Here is a 19,954-nt window from a genome sequence, read left to right on the forward strand (position 1 = left end):
TATTAAATCTAAACAGCTTAACTGGGTGATGTTCTTCTTGCTGGGCATAGGATATTTCAGTGTTATGTCTCATTTGGAAATCAACTACTTCTTAAAAAGCTTCATTGTGATCATGCCAATGCAGGTGGTAGCTATTATTTATGTAACTTACCTACGCTGGAGCCGACGTTGACACTCAAGGAAGTACGATAAATTAATAATTTTAATATGGTTGACATTGAGTCGTAGTCCGATATTTCGCCTACGCTCAAATTAGAGACGCTTTTAGTCAGGCGTTGAATTTCTGTAGCGAATCTAAACACTTGCCATGCAACTTCTCCCAAAAACTAAGCTAGCCCCAGAACTTGACCCAATCCTAGAGAAAATTATTCTAGATGTTGGGGGCATGAAGTGCGCTGGGTGTGTGAACGCAGTAGAGCGACAGCTAACCCAACATCCAGGAGTCAAGAGTGCCTGTGTGAACCTGGCCACAGAGGTAGCAGTTGTAGAGTCAGAAACTGGTGCAGTAGATGCAGATGCACTGGCAGAGCGATTAACAGCCGTTGGATTCCCGACTCAACAGAGAAAAGCTAGTGGCACAGTCGCAGGCGAGATATCTACCTTACCAGACCCAGCAGAACGACAACGCCGAGAAATGCGCTCTTCACTGAGGCAGTTAGCGATCGCTGCGATGTTGCTGGTATTGTCAGGAAGTGGACATTTTGGTAATCTTGGTAGCTCAGTGCTGCCAGTGCTAAATAACATCTGGTTTCACTGTGGATTGGCGACAGTGGCGTTATTAATTCCCGGTCGTCCCATTTTAGTAGATGGCTGGCTAGGCTGGCGGCGAAATGCGCCCAATATGAACACCCTAGTGGGATTGGGAACCCTGACAGCTTACATTGCTAGTTTAGTAGCGCTGCTTTTTCCCCAAATGGGTTGGGAGTGCTTCTTTGATGAACCAGTAATGATGCTGGGCTTTATTCTTTTGGGAAGGACATTAGAGCAACAAGCTAGAGGTCGCGCCGCCGCCGCATTTAGGAAATTGCTAGCACTCCAGCCACTCTTAGCGCGATTGATTGCCAACCCAGAGAAAGCAGGAGTGGGATCTTCTAGTGTAGAGATTCCTGCTGAACAGGTGCGTGTTGGTGAATGGTTACAAGTGCTGCCAGGTGATAAAATCCCTGTCGATGGTGAAGTGGTAGTTGGTCAGACAACGGTGGATGAGTCAATGCTGACTGGGGAAGCCGTGCCAGTAATCAAGCAACCAGGAGATATGGTGACAGGGGGGACGCTAAACCAGTCAGGAGCGATCGCTATTCAGGCAACCCGTATTGGAAGTGATACAACTCTAGCTCAAATCGTCGCTTTAGTAGAAGCCGCCCAAACTCGGAAAGCCCCAGTACAGAAATTAGCAGATACAGTTGCTGGTTACTTTACATACGGGGTGCTAACAGCATCTGTATTAACATTTGTCTTTTGGTACTTTTTCGGCACTCACATCTGGACTGATATCACCATGTCTGGTGGTATGGAAATGATCAGCCACGTTGACCACTCCGTACAGACGCGATTAATCGCGTCTGTACCCACTCCCCACTCCCCCCTATTAATCAGCTTAAAACTAGCGATCGCAGTTATGGTAGTCGCCTGTCCCTGTGCTTTAGGACTTGCCACACCAACAGCGATTCTTGTCGGCACTGCGATGGGTGCAGAACGGGGTCTGTTAATCAAAGGCGGCGACGTTTTAGAAAAAGTACACCAGTTAGACACCGTAGTTTTTGATAAAACAGGTACTTTGACCACAGGTAATCCCATAGTTACAGACTGTCTGTTAATTGAGGAAATGGGGAGTGGTGAGTGGGGAGTAGGGAGTAGAGAACCCCACTCACCACTCACTACTCCCTACTCCCTAATACAACTAGCAGCAGCTGTAGAAAGCGGTACTCATCACCCCCTAGCAAGAGCGATTCTGCAAGAAGCACAACGGCAGGAGTTATCTATTCCAGAGGCTGTGGACTTTCACACCAAACCAGGACTAGGAGTATCTGCTGTGGTAGAGGGGACAGTTGTATTGTTAGGTAACTGGGACTGGTTGAATTGGCACGGCATTGCCATTAGTGAAACTGCACAACAAATAGCACAAGATTTAGCAACAGATGGTAAAACAGTCGTTTGCGTAGCAGTTGGGGGAACTTTAGCCGGACTGATTGCTGTTTCTGATACCCTCAGACCAGATGCCCAATCCACTGTAGACAAGTTGCGTCAGATGGGCTTACGGGTAATGTTGCTCAGTGGCGATCGCCCAGAAGCAGCTAGCGCGATCGCCAAACAACTAGGATTAGATAGCGCTGATGTAATCGCAGGTGTCCCCCCAGCGAAAAAAGCGGCGGCAATACAAGCCCTCCAGTTAGAAGGAACAAGGCGACAAGGAGGACAAGGAGGCAAGGCGACAAAGAAAACTGTTAACTCAGCACTCCCATTCGGCTACGCTCACGGCAAGCCCACTCCCCACTCAGTAGTTGCAATGGTAGGAGATGGAATCAACGATGCTCCAGCTTTATCCCAAGCAGATGTCGGAATTGCTTTACACTCCGGGACAGATGTAGCGATGGAAACGGCTGAAATTATCCTAATGCGCGATCGCTTAACCGATGTTGTCGAATCTATTCAGCTTAGCCGCGCCACCTTCAACAAAATCCGCCAAAATTTATTCTGGGCTTTTGCATATAATACAATTGGCATTCCTTTAGCAGCTGGTGTTTTGTTCCCTAGTCTAGGTTTTGTCCTTAACCCATCTGGTGCTGCTGCATTAATGGCTTTTAGCTCTGTTAGCGTCGTCACAAACTCAATATTATTACGGCGATTAGCTCATCACCCGTAAAATGCTGTTTTGCATGTAAAATTTCCCAGCACAAATCTTGGTTATTCCCATATAAAGTTGAACTGAGTCACCCCGTCAGTTTTTACGCAGCCCACAAAACCTCTTGAAACACCTACCAAAGCTCTCATAGCTACTGGAGTAGAACGGCCATGTTCTACTCTTTCAAGGTATTATGCAACTTTAAAGCTTATTTAGATCAGCACCACAGACTTATGGTGCGCCAGAATCGCAGGATACAATACTAAACAAATCTTGATTTATCACAGTTGCACCGATTTGTCAATGGCAGCAGAACCCAATGAAAACCATCTACTGATTATTGAAGACGATCAAGGTCGCAAAGAATTTTCTCTGGATCAGCCCGTCTACTCTATTGGTAGAGACCGCGATTGTGATATCCGTTTGATGTCGCAGTTTGTCTCACGCCGCCATGCCACATTAGTGAGATTGGCACGAGGGCATAATAGTCATAGCTACTATTACCGGATTGTAGATGGCGATGCTAAAGGTAAGCCTAGTTCTAATGGTTTGATGATTAATGGACGTAAGATACCAGCCCACGATCTCAGAAATGAAGACGAGATTGTTTTTGGTCCTCAAGTACGTGCCATTTATTACCTTTTAAGAGATACTCAGCGTTTGGGACAAACGGATTCCAGCGAATACGACATTACACTAATAAACCCCGGTATGACCGAGGATTTAGAGGATATAGGTGACTGAATTTTAAAGAAGTCGGAAGTCGAAAGTCGCAAGTCGGAAGCGATGCCCTGAGCTACGCCGTACCACTTCGTGGAAGCAAGCTACGCGCAGCGTCTCTAAGAGTTGGGTACAGTTTTGTAACTTGTGTTGAGCGAAGTCGAAACACGGGGATTTAGACCCTGCCACAAAACTTAAAGCCGTCCATTTAAACCCCAACTAGAAACTGATACTACGTGTAAACGTAGGGTTCTTAAACCCTTTAATTTACGACAACACCCAGAGAATTCCACCAGATGAAACTGTGGGATTGTCAATTAAATCACTCATTAAAGCTATTATCCTGCAAGACTTTCAATCAAATGCCAATGACGGCTACTTTCAATAGCCTGCTTGATAAATTCAAACATTTGTCGGCAGTAATTATCTAGTTTAAGTGGTAGTTCTTCATTTTTAATCACAATACTCATCCGGGTTTCTGTTTCAGTAGATTTTGATTTATCAATCAGTACTTCTATTGTTACCAACTTAGGAAAAGGAACATTGCCAGGAACCTCACGAGCGATAATATACTCACCCGTATGGTATTGAATATCCAACTGAGAGTCCTGTAGAAGTTCTACAAGTAACGGCTGGAGATGGTCACTAGGAACAGAAACAATAAATGAACAGGTATAGCGAGCCATAATAGCCCCAAGCCTTGCAACACTCCGTCCATCCTATAATACCGAAGTATATAAATGGAAAGTCATTAAAAAAGCAAAGTTTTGACTTTTGAGATCAAGCATTACCAAAATATACAGTCACATCTGTTCTATCCATAAGGAAATTGCCGTAAGCTGAAAGTTTGATCAAAAACTTTACAATAAAGCTTTGGCTGAGGTAAGAAATGAAAGTCGCAATTACTGGAGCAACAGGATTTGTCGGTAGTATTTTAGTACAACGACTCCACGGTGAAGGTCATAAAATAGTAGTATTAACTCGGAACACCGCCTTTGCTCAAAAGGTTTTTCCATCTGAGGCTTTCTCTAATCTAGAAATTGTTGCCTATACACCAAATACATCTGGTTCTTGGCAAAGTCTCATTGCTAGTTGTGATGGCGTAGTTAATTTGGCAGGAGAACCAATTGGTGAAGGACGCTGGACACCAGAACGCAAACAAGAAATCCTCAATAGCCGAAAGTTAGGTACACAAAAAATAGTTGAAGCAATAGCCAACGCTAACCCCAAGCCTAGCGTATTAATTAACGCTTCGGCTATTGGCTACTACGGCACCAGTGAAACGACTAGCTTTGATGAAGCAAGTCTATCTGGTAACGATTTTCTCGCCCAAGTCTGCCAAGCCTGGGAAGCAGAAGCGAAAAAGGTAAAAGATGCTGGTGTCCGATTGGTAATTCTGCGTTTTGGGATTGTTCTAGGTAATGGTGGTGCCTTAGGTAAAATGATTCCGGCTTTCAAACTCTTCGCTGGTGGTCCTATTGGCAGTGGTCGCCAGTGGTTCTCATGGATTCACGTAGACGATTTAGTTAACTTGATTCTGCAAGCTTTAACTGAACCGGAAATAGAAGGTGTATATAATGCCACTGCCCCTAACCCAGTCCGAATGGCAGATTTAAGCCAAACTTTAGGAGGAGTGATGAATCGCCCTTCTTGGTTGCCCGTTCCTGGTTTTGCGATCGAAGCTCTTTTAGGAGACGGGGCTATAGTAGTTTTAGAAGGTCAGCAAGTCATCCCAAAACGCACCGTGGAAACAGGCTTTGAGTACAAATATCCTAATTTAAAATCAGCGTTAACGCAAATTCTTAATTAAAAGGGAGTGGGGAGTCGGGGAAATGATTCCAGCACAAAATAACAAGAGTAGTTTGTTACTCTCTTTAAATTTTATCTGCAAGTGCGATCCCACCAACTCAGCAACTCACCAACTCCAGTTTTAATATTAGGAAAATTGGCGTAACTTTTTGAATTTCAATTTCTGACCGCGAATAAAATCACCTCATCTAATTGGGTTCCTGCCGCGCTCCCAAAATAAAAAAAGGTTTTGGGGACAAGGGTATGAGGGAAGGAGGCGATGCTAAAGGCGGCAAGCTACGCACCCCCTACCCCGCCATAATCGCCTACAACACATGACACCCCAGAAAATGAATATCACTTCGTTATCTGGGGTTGTTTATTTCAGTAGGATTTTGTTGAATTAAAGCTAATATTTCTTTATGTTCTAGAAGTTGCCCTTGATTGTAGAAAAGCCCAGCAGCTTTATGCAAATCTTCTATAGCACCTAATTTGTTTCCCGTTTCCAGATGCATCAGCCCTCGGAATTTATAAGCATTTGCATAATCTGGATAGAGATTAATTGCTTGATTATAATCTTTAAGTGCTTCCTCATACTTTTTCAAATTTGTATAGGCAAAACCTCTGAAAGCATAAGCCGAAATATAATTAGGATTATGTAAGATTGCGCGATTTAAAACTTTGACTGCATATTGATAATTATTTATTTTTATATATACAAGACCAAGCTGAAAGTGACCTTGAGGTACTGAAGAATCTAGAATTACGACTCTTTTATAATCTTCAACAGCACCTTTTATGTCTCCAATAGCCTCACGGGAAATACCTCTGTTGCTGTGTAATGAGGCTTTATCTGGAGATAAGCGCAGAGCCTGATTATAGTCTTCTACTGCTCTCTTATGATCTCCTAGACCAGCAAATGCTGCACCTCTATGCCCATAAGATATAGCATCATTTGGATTTATAGATAAAGCTTGGTTATACGCCTGAATTGCTGCTGCAAAATCATCCCGATGCAATTTGCGATCCCCTTGTTTTGCAGATGCAGCCCCCAAAATTAAATCAAATATTTCTCGCATAAGTGGCTCTCTTATGTCTACTTAAACATAGAGTACCCATAGTGAGAATGTATCTAACAGCGTCGTGATTTTTAATTTAGCCAGTTTTTACCGCAGTCTCTACACTGCAAATGCTGTTTACCTTGTGAGCGTGGTGGGCGTGTAGCTGGCTTAACGACGGCGGCTGTCACCGCATCTCCCGTGTTCCATTGCCTATTCCCACACTACTTATCAGAACTGCAATTCTCATCAGCAGAATTCTGATAAGTAAACTTGTGTATGCTTTGTTACGTGTAGAATCTCAACATGAGCAATCACTTTCTGCTCTAGAAAGAGCGGTACAAATTATTGCTCTTCTGCTGCGCTATTGACTAGAGGGAAATTTTCTGGAAACCCAACTGATAATACCACTCAGAATGGCACCGCCCATGAGGATGCCGATCGCTGGGTTAAACAAGGGTTGCCACAGTTTATGCCATAAATCCAAACCCAGGTTTACTCCCGCAGCATCTCCGATCGCAGCAACAGCTAACCAGCCAAAGCCAAACAAAACTAAAAAAACATCTGCGACTAAAACCATGTTTAGCCAATTTAACAATTTCTCTTTCATCTATCGTTTGATCTAATCGCACAAAATTTTAGGACTAGTAACCGAGTGATGGGTAAGTTAGAAGTGAGGATTGCAGGCTTAAATTTAACTCCTAACTTGTACAGACGCGATTAATCGCGTCTCTCCCCATCCTCATTCTTCAAATAGCCAATTTTTGACTTTTGTCAAACTCTGCCAATCTGGTTTTCTACTTAAACCGTCTTCAATACTATTTTTTATTTCATCACTCCATTCTTCATTCACATAAATTAACTGTTGTGCTATGTCAATGTGTTCCCGCAAACCTTTTTGACCTGTTTCCAGCATTGCTAAGGCGAGATTGACTCTCGCCTGGGGATCTTGTGGGTTTAATTTGACTGCTTTCTGTGCAGCTTTGTAAGCCAAGTTAGATTTGTTATCGAGTAGATATAACCACGCTAAACAAACCCAAGCAGCACTAGTTTTTGGAGAGCGATCGCACACTTCTTTAAACACAGGTATTAAAGAATCTACTGTTTCTCCGGCTTTATAGCGTTCTAAACCTGTATCAAATAGGGAGTCAACTGTATTAGTCATTGGTCATTGGTCATTGGTCATTAGTCATTGGTGAGCCAGTGCGGTCTTGGGGGTTTCCCCCATGAGCAACTGGTGAACCCGAAGGGTCATTAGTCATTTGTCTTTCGTCCAATGACAAGGGACAAATGACAAAAGACTATATTACACCCCAAATGACTTGCCGCAACCGCAAGTTTGGTTGGCATTGGGGTTGGTGAATTGAAAGCCACCGCCAATCATGGCATCGCTATAATCGAGCATTAAACCGTAGAGATATAATAGACTCTTGCGATCGCTGACAATTTTGAAGCCATCATAGTCAAAAACTTCATCCTGCGGGGTGATCTTGCTACTGTCTTCAAAGTCCATCATGTAAGACATCCCAGAACAGCCACCCTGACGTACTCCTACCCGTAAGCAGAAGTCTGTGCCTTGCCTGTCCCGGAGAGATTTTACTTGGTGCAATGCGGCTTCGCTCAACAGAATTCCGCGTTCTTGAGCCTGAATTGCTTGTGTCATCTGCTTTTTCAACTCCTTAATTAGTCTAAGTGTTACTTTATATTGTCATTGAGTATTTTTATATTCATTCTAGCGGCTTAGATATCGCTAGATGCCATAATTCTAAACAGTCTGTCAAAAGCAGCCAAAGATTTTTATTCTAGAATTGAGAGACTTAGTGTATTTATACATTCGGTATTTTTTGAAGTTCAAGCCTTGCGGCAGCCTGAGAAGCAACTACCCTTCAGGTGCAGCTATCAAAACTTAATCCGAGGCTAGCTATCCCTCAAAGTCTACTTCCAAATTGCTTCTTTTGATTAACTTATTCTATGACAAGTTTTAATCGCTCTACCAGTCGTCGGTTGAAGAAATTAACTCAAATTCCTTCTGTATGGGAGGGCGATCGCCGTCCGTTGTCATCACCAAACCAGCACTCAGACTCAGAGGCAAAGGGAGAATGCATTCTTTGGGTAGATTACTCTCAAGGTGTTGTCCGAGGAATGGACGTCGTAGCTTCAGATATCGGCCCAGAAGCAATAGTTCGCACCTTAATGCAAGCAATGGAGCATCCCCAGAGTCCGGCAAGACCCGCAAGACCGCAAAGAATTGTAGTCAAAGACCGCGAGATCCAATTTTACCTGCGGGGAGTGCTGCAAGATTTGGATATCGCCATTGACTACGCACCAGAACTACCTTTGATTGACGAACTCTTTCGGGGATTTGCCGACCTCCTCGATAGTGAAACCCCCGACTTACCCCCACAATATGCCCAAATATTGCGAGAGAAAGCATTTGCAATTTGGCAAGCAGCACCTTGGGAATTTTTGGAAGAACAGCAAATTTTGTCAATTGAGATTAATCACTGGGATGTTGGCACACTCTACGCCTCAGTCATGGGAATGCTGGGAATGGAGTATGGGATTTTGTTTTATCGCTCAGAAGAGTCTTTAAAACAGTTTCGCGCCGCAGTTTTAATAGATGAAGAATCAACGGAGCATTTAGAAGAAGCGTTCCTAAAGCAAGATTGCCTGTTTCTCACTTTTGAGAGTGCTGATCAAACCGATGAAGATGAGGATGAAGCAGATGATTTGGCGGATCTGCCATTATCAGAAATTGACCCTACCTTCGGCAATATCCACCCCTTAGAAGGACTACGGTCTGTTTTGTATGAGGAAGAAGCACTGGTAATGTTCGTTGCGATCGAAAGCTTGAGCCGCTTTATTCGCGATCACCGTCGCCAGCTTCATGAAGACATCCTCCCTACCCTTAGCCGTCGCTATCGCATTTCTCTGCCGCAGTCGGAAGAATCAACTAAATCTTTGGCTGTGACAGTCTCTACCATGCCGCAGTTAGCAGATGAATTAGAGGAAATTGCAGGCTTTGATGTCGATGATCAGGAGATTGACAACGCTGATTCACCGTCTTTCCAAGCATTGCAAGATGACTTGATCCCAGAAGATTCCTTCCTCAGCTTAGGTGTGGTGTCCTGGGAAATGTTGGAATACCTGCCGAAGAGGGCCAGTAACTATCAGGCTGGTGAAATCAAGCAAGTGGGTGACGGTTTGCCGGTGATTTTAATTCAAACTTCCCGGCCCAAGGCTAAGATTGTAATTGAAAGAATTGAAGCAGCAGGCGGACTCAGAGCAATTTGCTTTAATCCAGGTGCCGATTCCTTGGATGGCGATCGCTACGACCTGGGTTTATTACAAACTCAAAATGGCGAATTGTTCCTATTCGGTGAATTTTTAGATGAAGATCCGATTCATATAGAAGCCCGAAAAAAATGGAATCAGCGATGTAAAAATACTAAGGGCTACTGTGGCTTAATCATTGCCAAAGGACTAACGGGAGCCTCCCGTGGCAATCCTCAGTTAGGAGATATGATGGCTTTGTTTGAAGGGCGTAGGCAAAGTCCACACTTCGACTTGGCTCAGTGACCACACTTCGACTTGGCTCAGTGACCACACTTCGACTTGGCTCAGTGACCACACTTCGACTTGGCTCAGTGACCACACTTCGACTTGGCTCAGTGACCACACTTCGACTTGGCTCAGTGACCACACTTCGACTTGGCTCAGTGACCACCGTAGGCATCGCTTTCACCTAAAGATTTAGGTATTGGCACTCTCCAACTGATGCCCCAGCTTAAATTGGAATAGTTACATGAATTCTGGCGATCGCGTATTTGATTCGCATATTGACTGGATTTATTACTGTTAGCGGATAGCCAGGGTTTAGCCCGTGCTGAGTCAAGTAAAAAGTACTCAGGATTTTTATTTTTGCATTTGTACATGCCCCACCCCCTTCTAGGCGGTCTTTTCAGTCAGTACTCTTCATCTGCGTACCTCTCAGAGCGTGGCACTTTGTAATGCATATTCATGTATCAATACGCTTGGGTTAAGAAAAATAGCTTTGTTGGGTAGAGCAATAGCGAAACCCAAAAAATGGTTGATAATGTTGGGTTAGCCTGCGGGAGGAAAGCTACGTTCCTCAAACGCAACAGCTTACTAATAGGCGACGACTGATTAGAAGTTAACTTTATCTCAATTTCATGAAGTACCTGTATTCTCATATTTTTCCAGTCATTTCATTTGGATATTTGTCAGTATAAATAACTACAATCCGCTAAAAATTTATCTACAAGGTTCGGTTTAATCAAACCTAGCTGACCAATTAGATATTGGAATCTTTTTTTTAACAAGTTTTTGAGTTCAGCATCTTGTTATGTATCGATATCATTAAGCAAAAGCTCAGGTGATATCTTTTTCTCTGTAATTTTTTTATAAAGAATCAAAATGAGCTTATTTAGTGTCTAAATGAAGATTATTTAAAGTCCGTAAATAATGGCTATAATGAACAGACTACCGAAAAAGATTGAAACCTACAATTATTTTTATGGGTAGATTTAACAAATAATAAATAGTTGTAATTCAGAAGTTTATTGCCAGTATTTTATCTCTGAGTTTAAATCTGACCATCAGGTTTCCTGTCCGATTTTTAGCACCATATAAATGGCTAAAAACGATTTATATAGCCTCAAAATAGATGAATACGAACAAAGGCGAAAAAACCCTGAGTTAAAAGCAAACTATATCGCTAGAGTGGGGATCAAAAAATATATAAAATTTCATCGTATCTTTAGGCAAAGTTCATGTAAAAGCATCAAACCAAATTAAAATATGATCATCGGCAACAGCCAACTAACATCATATCTGTAATGGATGCAGATGAGTGTTTGTTCGAGAGCGATCGCTTATTTACCTACTTTTTAAGTGATTATTCACGAGCTATACACACTACTCTAACCCGCCTGTAAGTCAGCATTTCAGCATGATCATCATTTAGAAGCTTTATTCTCTGGTGTTGTCCCAGATGTTCTCTCCAAGCGGGTTTGGCGAACTTAGTTAAGAGAGAAGGTCAAATGCTTTCAATGGAGAATAATTTTATAAATCTTGATTGAGTCAACAGTAGGTGTCTAAAATTAATTTCTCAAATTTCATTCTCAGCCTTGATTCATGCTGTTAGCGGGGTTATGAGCTTCATAAGCAAGTCTGTACTATTTTGGCTGTCACAATAGTAACAAATAAAGTATAATTTTTTGATTTTTTTAGAAAATGATGAATCCTTAGACCAAACGAACATTTTTAATCTTAATAATATTACTTGTTTCCTGAGACAAACTCATGATAATGTAATCGGCCTCCTATTTAGTTAGATTCTTTCAATGATCTAAAATATACAGCAAATAGCATGACAATGACCAATAAAAAATGGGCAGTTAAACGTATAACAGTGAATCTCGCAACACAGGAAGCGGAAAAACTAGAAAAATATTGCGAACTAACAGGTAGACCTGCAACCGATGTGATTCGTGAATTGATTAGAAGTTTGCCTGTCTCCGACGACAGCAAAGATGTAAATAGGTAAGATAGATGCTTTCACAACTTATCCAGATAACTGCTTTACGACCAAAAAAATAGCTATGAGACTTTTTTGAGTCCGCCGCAATGGACAAAAGTTTGTCTAACTGATACAGACGCGTTTTTCTCGCGTCTGATCATTTGCCGGGACGAAAAAAGTGATCAAAGAAGTTTTAATATTGACATTCCTATGGCTTAATATGCTGGTGGAGTTGATATGAAGTAGCAAATTCCGACACCAAGGCAGTTACAATCTGTAAAGAAGCTGAAAAGGGACGACGGAATGCGCGTTGCAATCGTAGGTGCGGGACTAGCTGGGCTAGCAACGGCAGTATATCTAGCTGATGCTGGTTGTGAAGTAGAGATTTTTGAGTCTCGTCCGTTTGTGGGTGGTAAAGTTAGTAGTTGGGTTGATGGCGATGGCAACCATCTAGAAATGGGGTTGCATGTATTTTTCGGGTGCTACTACGAACTATTTGACTTGATGAAGAAAGTCGGGGTGTTAGAAAACTTACGCCTTAAGGAACATACCCACACTTTTATTAACAAAGGAGGGCGCACTGGTGCTTTAGATTTTCGCTTCCTTACAGGTGCGCCTTTCAATGGGTTAAAGGCATTTTTTACTACTTCTCAACTATCATTGCAGGATAAATTGCAAAATGCGATCGCTTTGGGTACTAGTCCGATAGTTCGCGGATTGGTAGACTTTAAGGGGGCGATGAAAACCATCCGTAAATTAGATAAAATTAGCTTTGCCGACTGGTTCCGCAGTCACGGTGGGAGTAATGGCAGCATCAAGCGCCTGTGGAACCCCATCGCCTACGCATTGGGATTTATTGATTGCGAAAATATGTCTGCCCGTTGTATGTTAACAATATTCCAGTTATTTGCAGTCAGAACTGAAGCTTCAGTTTTGCGAATGCTGGAAGGTTCTCCCTCTGAGTATTTACACAAGCCCATTCTGGAATATCTGGAAGTTAGAGGCACAAAAGTTTACACGCGTCGGCAAGTGCGAGAAATTCAGTTTACTGAGTCAGACGAACAAACGCGCGTCACTGGTATAGTAGTTGCCCAAGGTGATAGCGTAGAAACTATCACTGCTGATGCTTACGTCTTTGCCTGTGATGTTCCAGGAATTCAACGCATCCTCCCCCATGAGTGGCGTAAGTGGTCAGAATTTGACAATATTTACAAACTGGATACAGTGCCAGTGGCTACAGTGCAGTTACGCTTCGATGGTTGGGTAACGGAACTGAATGATGGAGAGCAACGTAAACAGCTAAATCATGCGGCGGGAATCGATAATTTACTTTACACAGCTGATGCTGACTTTTCTTGTTTTGCGGATTTGGCGTTGACTAGCCCTGCTGATTATTATCGCCCAGGACAGGGATCTTTGTTACAGCTAGTGCTGACACCGGGAGATCCGTTTATTGCCCAAACTAATGAAGCGATCGCCCAGCATGTCCTCAAGCAAGTCCATGAACTGTTTCCCTCGTCACGGGAGCTAAATATGACTTGGTACAGTGTAGTAAAACTTGCTCAGTCTCTCTACCGAGAAGCGCCAGGAATGGATGCGTACCGTCCCAGCCAAAAAACACCAGTAGATAATTTCTTCCTTGCAGGGAGTTATACTCAGCAAGACTACATTGATAGCATGGAAGGTGCTACTATTTCTGGACGACGTGCGGCTAAAGTGATATTGGAGAGTTTGAAGAGATAACGTAGACATGCAGTGGCTTGCCGCAGGCTACTGCAAAGGGCGCAAAGAATGCGATCGCAAAGCGTCTCGTAGAGAAGGAAGAGAGAATGTCAGATTGGTTAGAGCATACTGTGCAGGTAGAAGTAGACGCTCCCATAGATTTAGTATGGAGCCTCTGGTCTGATTTGGAGCAAATGCCCCGGTGGATGAAGTGGATTGATTCGGTGAAAGTTCCGCCAGATAATCCAGATATATCTATTTGGAAACTGAAGACGGGCAGTTTAGAATTTACTTGGAAATCTCGAATTCTCAAAGTTATTCCCAACCAAATTATCCAATGGGAATCGATTGATGGTTTGCCGAATCAGGGAGCGATTCGCTTTTACGATCGCAACGGTAGTAGCGTTGTCAAAATGACCATTTCCTACGCCATCCCCGGCATTCTTGGCAAAATTATGGATAACTTATTTTTGGGACGGGTAGTCGAATCGACGATTCAAGCTGATTTGGAAAGGTTTAAAGAATACGCGCTGAATATTAAAGCTAATTGATATAGATAGCAAAAACAGGCAGTAGGAAATAAGGTATAAAATATTCTTACTACCTGAAAAAAACTAAGATTTTAAGCTTTAAACGAAAATAACCTAACGATCGCACAGATTGTTCAGCATTAGTTACCACCTACTCAATTGCATTAATGAACCCTATTTACTGTTGGTTCTGGAAGTGGATCACCTACAGATTCGTAAGCAATAATTAGAGACTCTAAGGCTTCAATTCCATTTACCACAGCCAACTCGTAAGTATCCCCATGAGTCCGCCAGCGTTGTCCGGGAAAATCAGGGAATCCTACTAAGAAGCAATCATCTTCCTCAGACCATTGGATAAGCATTTGGTACTTGAGTTTATTCATCTTCTTTTTTCCCTTCTACTTCCTCAATTGCCTGTTTTACTTCTTTCTCTTGGTAGCGTTTAGCATCTGCTCCATCTTTGCCTGAAACCGTGATTTTTCCGCTATAGAAGGGATGCACCCAGTTAGTATGACTGCCTTTTCCTAGGAGTTCTGTAAAACCTGCTTGGGAAAGCATTTGCTTCAGTTCCCGGATTTTCTTTGGCATTAATTTTCTGAAAAAATGCGATCAGCACAATAAAAACAATGTGTCAAACTTTCTGGCTATCTATTCAGAAAAATCGAATCTTCGATTTTTTTATGCCTTGACTTGTTTTAACTCAGGTAATATCCGGGGTGAAATAGTTGCCTGAATTTCTTCACCCATTTTTTCTTCAGCTAGTCTAAGCTCATAATTCTTTTGTAAATTCATCCACAACTCGGCACCAGTACCAAACCATTGCCCTAACCGTAATGCCGTGTCAGCAGTAATTGCCCGTTCACCATTAATTATTTCAGTAATCCGATTTGTTGGGACATGAAGGATACGTGCTAACTCACTTGCGCTCATCTGCAATTCATCAAGCTCATCAGCAAGAATTTTTCCAAGATGGATGGGTGGACGTGACATATTGTTCTCCTTAACAGGGGCGACGTTACCAAGTTGGGTCGCTAAACAAATTAATCGTCAATTCTTCGCGTGGCGGTACTGCGGTGATACAAGCGCGGATGATTTCTCCATCGTCTAATTCGACGGTGCAAGCGTGACAAGACCCCATAAGACAACCGGTGGGAATAAATACCCCCGCCCGGTCTGCTACATCTAAGAGGGCTTCTCCCACTTCGGCATTTACTGTGACATCATCTGGTAAAAAGCGGACACGAACAATCATCAATGTTACGTATTTAATTTAGTATTGTCATTTGTCCTTTGCAAATGACTAATGACATTTTTATGCACTTTAGCTTAAGACAAAAACGGAGTTAAGTCTAAATGGCTTTCAACTTCAGTGGCTAGAGAGTCCAAAATCTGCTCTCGCTGTTCCCGGTAGTTAGCAACACCAGTAGGCAAAGATTTTAAACCTCGCTGTTGACGGAGGCGATTTAACCAAGCCCGTCGCCAAGGGCCATTGTCAAAAAGTCCGTGCAGGTAACTACCCCAGACTGATTGACAACTATCCACTAAGCCTAAATTAATATCGTCAAATAGGGCATGGTAGGATTGGGGATCTATGCCTTGCTGTTCGATGCGCGATCGCCCTTGGTGGATTTCAAAGCCATTGACTGGCAAGCCCTGTTGCGGATAATTTGAGCTAACTTGACGCTGACGGGCGATTTTTTGTCCTGTAATTACAGTTCTGATTGGTAATAGATTTAACGCTTGAAATCTGCCAGCTTGTCCCTCTATCCCTTCTGGATCAGCGATGATTTGACCGAGCATTTGATAGCCGCCACAGATACCTAAAACCGTTCCGCCAGAAGCAGCATAGTTTTGGATAGCTTCTGCCATACCGCTTTTTTGCAGCAGTAGCAAATCAGCAATTGTGGTTTTTGTTCCTGGGATAATCACGGCATCAGGATGTCCTAAATCTTGCTTAGGACTGAGGTATTTTACTGAAACTGTGCTTTCTGATTCGAGTGGGTCAAAGTCAGTGAAGTTGGCAATTCTGGGTAAGCGGATGACGGCAATATTGAGGTCAGCTTGGGCTTTATTCGACGACGATTGACGTTCTAGCAGATCAAGGGAGTCTTCGGCTGGAAAGACATCTTGTAAGTAAGGTATAACACCGATAACGGGGATACCTGTACGTTCTTCTAACCATTTTATTCCCGGATCTAGGAGCGATCGCTGTCCTCGAAACTTGTTAATTACTACACCCTTAATTAAGGCGCGTTCATCTGGTTCTAATAACTCTAAAGTTCCAACGACATGGGCAAAAGCACCACCCCGATCAATATCAACTACTAGCATGGTTGGCGCATTTAAATATTTTGCCACCCGCATATTAGTTAAGTCGCGGTGTTTGAGGTTAATCTCTGCTGGACTACCAGCACCTTCACAAACTACCAAGTCAAATTCTGTCCCTAAATGCTGTAGCGATTCTTCAATTGTCCGCCACCCCAGATCAAAATATTGCTCGTAGTAATCTGAGGCACTCACTTTTCCTACAGACCTACCTTTGATAATTACTTGGGAAGTCATATCCCCTTGGGGTTTAAGTAAAATTGGGTTCATTTCGACCCAAGGCACTACTCCCGCAGCCCAAGCTTGTACTGCTTGGGCATAGCCAATTTCTCCACCACTGGCAGTGACATAAGCATTTAAAGCCATGTTTTGACCTTTAAAGGGAGCCACTCGCCAGCCACGCCGCGACAAAATGCGACAAATAGCTGTAGTTAAAAGTGATTTCCCTGCATGAGATGTTGTCCCCACCACCATAATTGATTTCATAGTCGCTATTAGTTAGTTTTTCCAGATACAGGGTGAATTTTTAGGAGCAAACAATAGGGGAGCAGGGGGAGATGAGGGAGATGGGGGAGATAAGGGAGATGGGGGAGATAAGGGAGATGAACTATACACAATACACAATGCCCAATGCCCAATGCCCAATACTTCGACTTCTCTACGAGACGCTACGCGAACGCTCAGTACAAGTGCCCAATGCCCAGCATCACAAATTTCAGTTAAATAGTTATGGTAAAGACTTCATGAATAGATGTGATGTTTCCGTATATATTGTTCCCTTTGATTCCCTAATCCTAACTCTTTGGTTTTTTTTTCTAAAAAGGTATCCGTAACCAACGAATCACAGCATCATAGAAACGATCGCGCCATGAAGGAGTGCGCCAATTTTTTCCCTGATATTGTTCTACCAACTGCCGTCCCAAGGGAGTGAGGCGAAAACTATCTGTAATCCCCTGACCATCCACTTCTCGTCGCAATACACCCACTTGGATTAGCCAGCCCAAGGTGTTGTCACAGGCTAATTCTGATAAAGGGCGTTTAGTATAGCCCTGTTTGAGTCCATTTTCCAGAGCGATCGCACTCAATGACACACTCTGATGTCCCATGACTTCAAATAAAGATAGATTAAAGGATGAACACACTAGCGATCGCTCGGCTCTTTCTACTGTGCTTTGAGGATAGACAAAAATATTTGGGTTTTGGGAATCAACAGCAGCCATTGTATATGGGTAGATTTTTTTCTGATCAAGATTTATTTAAGGATATATTTTTTCTTGTAAGTAAGTGGGTCAAATTAAATATAAAACCTCACCCTGCCTCCGGCTTCCCTCTCCTTACCAAGGAGAGGGATTGAGGGTGAGGTTTTATCTTATATTTAATTGTGCCTTCCTACTTACCAGCTACCTGATTTAACCAAAATTAGTTACCTCAAGTATAGTTATACTCTTTTTATAAATTAATAAATTAATGTAATAATGTAAAATTTCAAGAAGTGCATCAACAATCTGAAACAGGAAAGGTTAATTATGTCTCTAGCAGTTGGTACGAATGCACCTGCATTTACCGCCAAAGATACAAACGGCAACACAGTCTCGTTATCTGATTTTGCCGGAAAGACGGTCGTTTTGTATTTTTACCCCAAAGATGACACGCCAGGCTGTACCAAACAAGCCTGTAGTTTTCGGGATGCCCAGTCTCAATATCAAGGTAAAAATGTTGTCATCTTGGGAGTGAGTGCAGATGATGAAGTCTCCCATCAGGCATTCACCCAAAAATATAATTTGAATTTTCCCCTACTGGCTGACAGCGACAAATCCCTGATCAAAGCTTTCGATGTGGATGGCGGTGGTTATGCCAAGCGCGTTACCTACGTAATTGACCCCAACGGCAAAATTACCCATGTTGACTCTGCTGTAAATACCACCACCCATGCTAGCGATATTTTAGCTGCACTTGGGCTGTAGTTTTTTACCTGATAACTAAAGATTTTTTAAATAGCCTCAACCCCAAACCCTAGAGGCTTGGGGTTCTTTGTTTGAATTCAGTTACCTGATGGTGGTGTAAGCGATCGTGGGGTAAGTGATGGTTGTATGACCGATGGGGAACCGGGAGTTGTTCGTTGTTGACCTGGAATTAGTTTTTGTTGCCTTGCTTTAAAGGCTGCTGCTGCTGAGTCTAATTCTTGGTTCTGTTGGTCAGCATTCCAGTTGAGAGTTCCGAAATTCGCCCGGTGAACCAGGTCAAGCATATTGAAATTGTCTGAGTTTGAACGGGAGAACGGATCGGTATTTTGGTCTGTTGTACTAGTACTAGGAAAAGCATCTGCTGGGCTGCTGATTTGAGCCGAACTTGGTTGAGTCATGAGCAAGGAAGCAAAGCTAATTCCGGCCAGGGTAGCTACAAAGAGTCTAGGAATTTGTAAAAATGGTTTTTTCATGAGTTTTGACCCTAAAATTGCTCTATTTTATCCTAAGCAAGAGTCCGACGCAGTTGGGGTTGAATACTCAGCAAGGCGACAAGGGCAAAGCCAAACAACACCAGCAACGCTCCCCCAAAGGTAACATTACCCCAAGGAGCCTGCATTACTACACTACCTAATCCCCAATTACTGTGGAGATAAAGATAGCGAATTGGTTCGATCGCATAGCTGAGAGGATTCAGGGTAGCCACAACCTGCAACCACTGAGGCATGAAGGATAGAGGTGCCAAAGCAGTACTAGCAAACAATAATGGCAGGTTAGTGACAAAAATTACTGCAATCAATTCAATGTGTCCGGGTAGGGTAAAAGCTAAACCGAGGGAGATGGCTGTTACACCCAAAGCTAAGAGAAAGACAATTAAAGCGATCGCACTTAAACCAGCTGCATCTGGTAGTCCAGCCCCCAAGAACGCCGCCGCCGCTACAATCACTGCTGCTTGCAGCAAACTTTGGCTGATGATGAAAATTGCCGAAGCAAAAACAATGGAAAACCGCGATGCTAAGGGTGCTACGAGTAAACGATTCAAAAAGCCGAACTCGCGGTCAAACATTACGGGCAAACCAGCATTCAGCGCCCCAGCAAAGGCTGTAAACACAATTATGCCAGCAGCCAAAAATTGACCATAATTTGTTGTATTGCCAAATATACCTTTAGGTGCATTTTGGAACAAAGCACCAAATAGCAGTAACCACATTACTGGCTGAATAATTCCGGCAACCAATGTGGAGGGACGGCGTTGCAACTGAATAAACAAGCGACGAGTTAAAGCCAGCGTCTCTTGTACCAATTCACCGAAAAAGTTAGGTGCACCATTAGCGTCAATTTGTGGTAATGTCGCTGGCTGCCAATTTAGATCAGATTTAGGAGTAACGCTCATAATAATTTTGGATTAATTGGGCATTGGGCATTGGGCATTGGGCATTGGGCATTGGGCATTGGGCATTGGG

The 19,954-nt window shown here is 43.0% G+C and carries 23 protein-coding genes; 9 read left to right on the forward strand and 14 right to left on the reverse strand.

Annotated features, from left to right (window positions below; genetic code table 11):
* Positions 1-307: 307 nt before the first annotated feature.
* Both HWQ38_RS33390 and HWQ38_RS33395 read left to right on the forward strand, forming a co-directional pair.
* Positions 308-2,863, forward strand: a complete 2,556-nt coding sequence (locus HWQ38_RS33390) for a cation-translocating P-type ATPase (RefSeq protein ID WP_292802478.1) — start codon at positions 308-310, stop codon at positions 2,861-2,863.
* 282 nt (positions 2,864-3,145) lie between these two features.
* Positions 3,146-3,586 (forward strand): FHA domain-containing protein, encoded by a 441-nt coding sequence (locus HWQ38_RS33395; protein WP_292802481.1) that lies wholly within the window; start codon positions 3,146-3,148, stop codon positions 3,584-3,586.
* A gap of 314 nt (positions 3,587-3,900) precedes the next feature.
* Here the strand turns inward: HWQ38_RS33395 and HWQ38_RS33400 are convergent, their stop codons facing one another.
* Complete coding sequence (locus tag HWQ38_RS33400; RefSeq protein ID WP_292802484.1) at positions 3,901-4,248, reverse strand: hypothetical protein; 348 nt, start codon at positions 4,246-4,248, stop codon at positions 3,901-3,903.
* A gap of 203 nt (positions 4,249-4,451) precedes the next feature.
* Between HWQ38_RS33400 and HWQ38_RS33405 the strand changes: the two genes are divergently transcribed.
* Positions 4,452-5,372 (forward strand): TIGR01777 family oxidoreductase, encoded by a 921-nt coding sequence (locus tag HWQ38_RS33405; protein ID WP_292802487.1) that lies wholly within the window; start codon positions 4,452-4,454, stop codon positions 5,370-5,372.
* Between the two features lie 343 nt (positions 5,373-5,715).
* On the opposite strand, the gene HWQ38_RS33410 is transcribed toward HWQ38_RS33405, so the two are convergent.
* The 4 genes from HWQ38_RS33410 to HWQ38_RS33425 form a co-directional block, all read right to left on the reverse strand.
* Complete coding sequence (locus tag HWQ38_RS33410) at positions 5,716-6,429, reverse strand: tetratricopeptide repeat protein (RefSeq protein ID WP_292802489.1); 714 nt, start codon at positions 6,427-6,429, stop codon at positions 5,716-5,718.
* Between the two features lie 343 nt (positions 6,430-6,772).
* Positions 6,773-7,018, reverse strand: coding sequence for a hypothetical protein (locus tag HWQ38_RS33415; protein ID WP_292802492.1), 246 nt, complete (start codon positions 7,016-7,018; stop codon positions 6,773-6,775).
* Between the two features lie 132 nt (positions 7,019-7,150).
* Positions 7,151-7,573: a hypothetical protein gene (locus HWQ38_RS33420; RefSeq protein WP_292802494.1), complete on the reverse strand. Its 423-nt coding sequence runs from the start codon at positions 7,571-7,573 to the stop codon at positions 7,151-7,153.
* Between the two features lie 141 nt (positions 7,574-7,714).
* A complete protein-coding gene (locus HWQ38_RS33425) occupies positions 7,715-8,071 on the reverse strand; it encodes an iron-sulfur cluster assembly accessory protein (protein WP_292802497.1) in 357 nt (118 codons plus the stop codon).
* 308 nt (positions 8,072-8,379) lie between these two features.
* On the opposite strand from HWQ38_RS33425, the gene HWQ38_RS33430 reads away from it, so the two are divergent.
* Entirely contained in the window at positions 8,380-9,987 is a 1,608-nt protein-coding gene (locus tag HWQ38_RS33430; RefSeq protein WP_292802499.1) for a hypothetical protein, read from the forward strand.
* Between the two features lie 137 nt (positions 9,988-10,124).
* Here HWQ38_RS33430 and HWQ38_RS33435 read toward each other — a convergent pair whose 3' ends face one another.
* On the reverse strand, positions 10,125-10,343 hold the full coding sequence (locus HWQ38_RS33435) for a hypothetical protein (RefSeq protein WP_292802502.1): 219 nt from the start codon (positions 10,341-10,343) through the stop codon (positions 10,125-10,127).
* 1,457 nt (positions 10,344-11,800) lie between these two features.
* Here HWQ38_RS33435 and HWQ38_RS33440 point away from each other — a divergent pair.
* From HWQ38_RS33440 to HWQ38_RS33450, 3 genes are all read left to right on the forward strand, one after another.
* Positions 11,801-11,977, forward strand: a complete 177-nt coding sequence (locus HWQ38_RS33440) for a CopG family transcriptional regulator (protein ID WP_292802505.1) — start codon at positions 11,801-11,803, stop codon at positions 11,975-11,977.
* A 276-nt stretch (positions 11,978-12,253) separates the two neighbouring features.
* On the forward strand, positions 12,254-13,693 hold the full coding sequence (zds, locus tag HWQ38_RS33445) for a 9,9'-di-cis-zeta-carotene desaturase (protein ID WP_292802508.1): 1,440 nt from the start codon (positions 12,254-12,256) through the stop codon (positions 13,691-13,693).
* 86 nt (positions 13,694-13,779) lie between these two features.
* Positions 13,780-14,223: an SRPBCC family protein gene (locus HWQ38_RS33450; RefSeq protein ID WP_292802550.1), complete on the forward strand. Its 444-nt coding sequence runs from the start codon at positions 13,780-13,782 to the stop codon at positions 14,221-14,223.
* A gap of 143 nt (positions 14,224-14,366) precedes the next feature.
* Here HWQ38_RS33450 and HWQ38_RS33455 read toward each other — a convergent pair whose 3' ends face one another.
* From HWQ38_RS33455 to cobQ, 5 genes are all read right to left on the reverse strand, one after another.
* Positions 14,367-14,585, reverse strand: a complete 219-nt coding sequence (locus HWQ38_RS33455; protein ID WP_292802511.1) for a type II toxin-antitoxin system HicB family antitoxin — start codon at positions 14,583-14,585, stop codon at positions 14,367-14,369.
* Positions 14,578-14,790, reverse strand: coding sequence for a type II toxin-antitoxin system HicA family toxin (locus tag HWQ38_RS33460; protein ID WP_292802514.1), 213 nt, complete (start codon positions 14,788-14,790; stop codon positions 14,578-14,580). The genes HWQ38_RS33455 and HWQ38_RS33460 overlap by 8 nt, the downstream gene beginning before the upstream one ends.
* A 90-nt stretch (positions 14,791-14,880) precedes the next feature.
* Complete coding sequence (locus tag HWQ38_RS33465; protein ID WP_292802517.1) at positions 14,881-15,192, reverse strand: HigA family addiction module antitoxin; 312 nt, start codon at positions 15,190-15,192, stop codon at positions 14,881-14,883.
* 25 nt (positions 15,193-15,217) lie between these two features.
* The gene (locus tag HWQ38_RS33470; RefSeq protein WP_292802520.1) at positions 15,218-15,454 is read right to left on the reverse strand and encodes a 2Fe-2S iron-sulfur cluster-binding protein; all 237 of its coding nucleotides are present in this window, start codon (positions 15,452-15,454) and stop codon (positions 15,218-15,220) included.
* Between the two features lie 74 nt (positions 15,455-15,528).
* Positions 15,529-17,013, reverse strand: coding sequence for a cobyric acid synthase CobQ (cobQ, locus tag HWQ38_RS33475; protein WP_292802523.1), 1,485 nt, complete (start codon positions 17,011-17,013; stop codon positions 15,529-15,531).
* A gap of 116 nt (positions 17,014-17,129) precedes the next feature.
* Between cobQ and HWQ38_RS33480 the strand changes: the two genes are divergently transcribed.
* Positions 17,130-17,360: a hypothetical protein gene (locus tag HWQ38_RS33480; RefSeq protein ID WP_292802526.1), complete on the forward strand. Its 231-nt coding sequence runs from the start codon at positions 17,130-17,132 to the stop codon at positions 17,358-17,360.
* Here HWQ38_RS33480 and HWQ38_RS33485 read toward each other — a convergent pair.
* A complete protein-coding gene (locus tag HWQ38_RS33485) occupies positions 17,343-17,747 on the reverse strand; it encodes an Npun_F0494 family protein (RefSeq protein ID WP_292802529.1) in 405 nt (134 codons plus the stop codon). The genes HWQ38_RS33480 and HWQ38_RS33485 overlap by 18 nt on opposite strands.
* A 306-nt stretch (positions 17,748-18,053) precedes the next feature.
* Here HWQ38_RS33485 and HWQ38_RS33490 point away from each other — a divergent pair, with 306 nt between their 5' ends.
* Positions 18,054-18,491 carry a peroxiredoxin gene (locus tag HWQ38_RS33490; protein WP_292802532.1) on the forward strand — a complete coding sequence of 146 codons (438 nt, stop codon included), beginning with the start codon at positions 18,054-18,056 and terminating at the stop codon, positions 18,489-18,491.
* 77 nt (positions 18,492-18,568) lie between these two features.
* On the opposite strand, the gene HWQ38_RS33495 is transcribed toward HWQ38_RS33490, so the two are convergent.
* The gene (locus HWQ38_RS33495) at positions 18,569-18,964 is read right to left on the reverse strand and encodes a hypothetical protein (RefSeq protein WP_292802535.1); all 396 of its coding nucleotides are present in this window, start codon (positions 18,962-18,964) and stop codon (positions 18,569-18,571) included.
* A 32-nt stretch (positions 18,965-18,996) separates the two neighbouring features.
* Complete coding sequence (locus HWQ38_RS33500; RefSeq protein ID WP_292802538.1) at positions 18,997-19,884, reverse strand: ABC transporter permease; 888 nt, start codon at positions 19,882-19,884, stop codon at positions 18,997-18,999.
* Positions 19,885-19,954: the final 70 nt, after the last annotated feature.

The sequence above is a fragment of the Nostoc sp. NMS7 genome (assembly GCF_017115085.1).
Taxonomy (GTDB): domain Bacteria; phylum Cyanobacteriota; class Cyanobacteriia; order Cyanobacteriales; family Nostocaceae; genus Nostoc.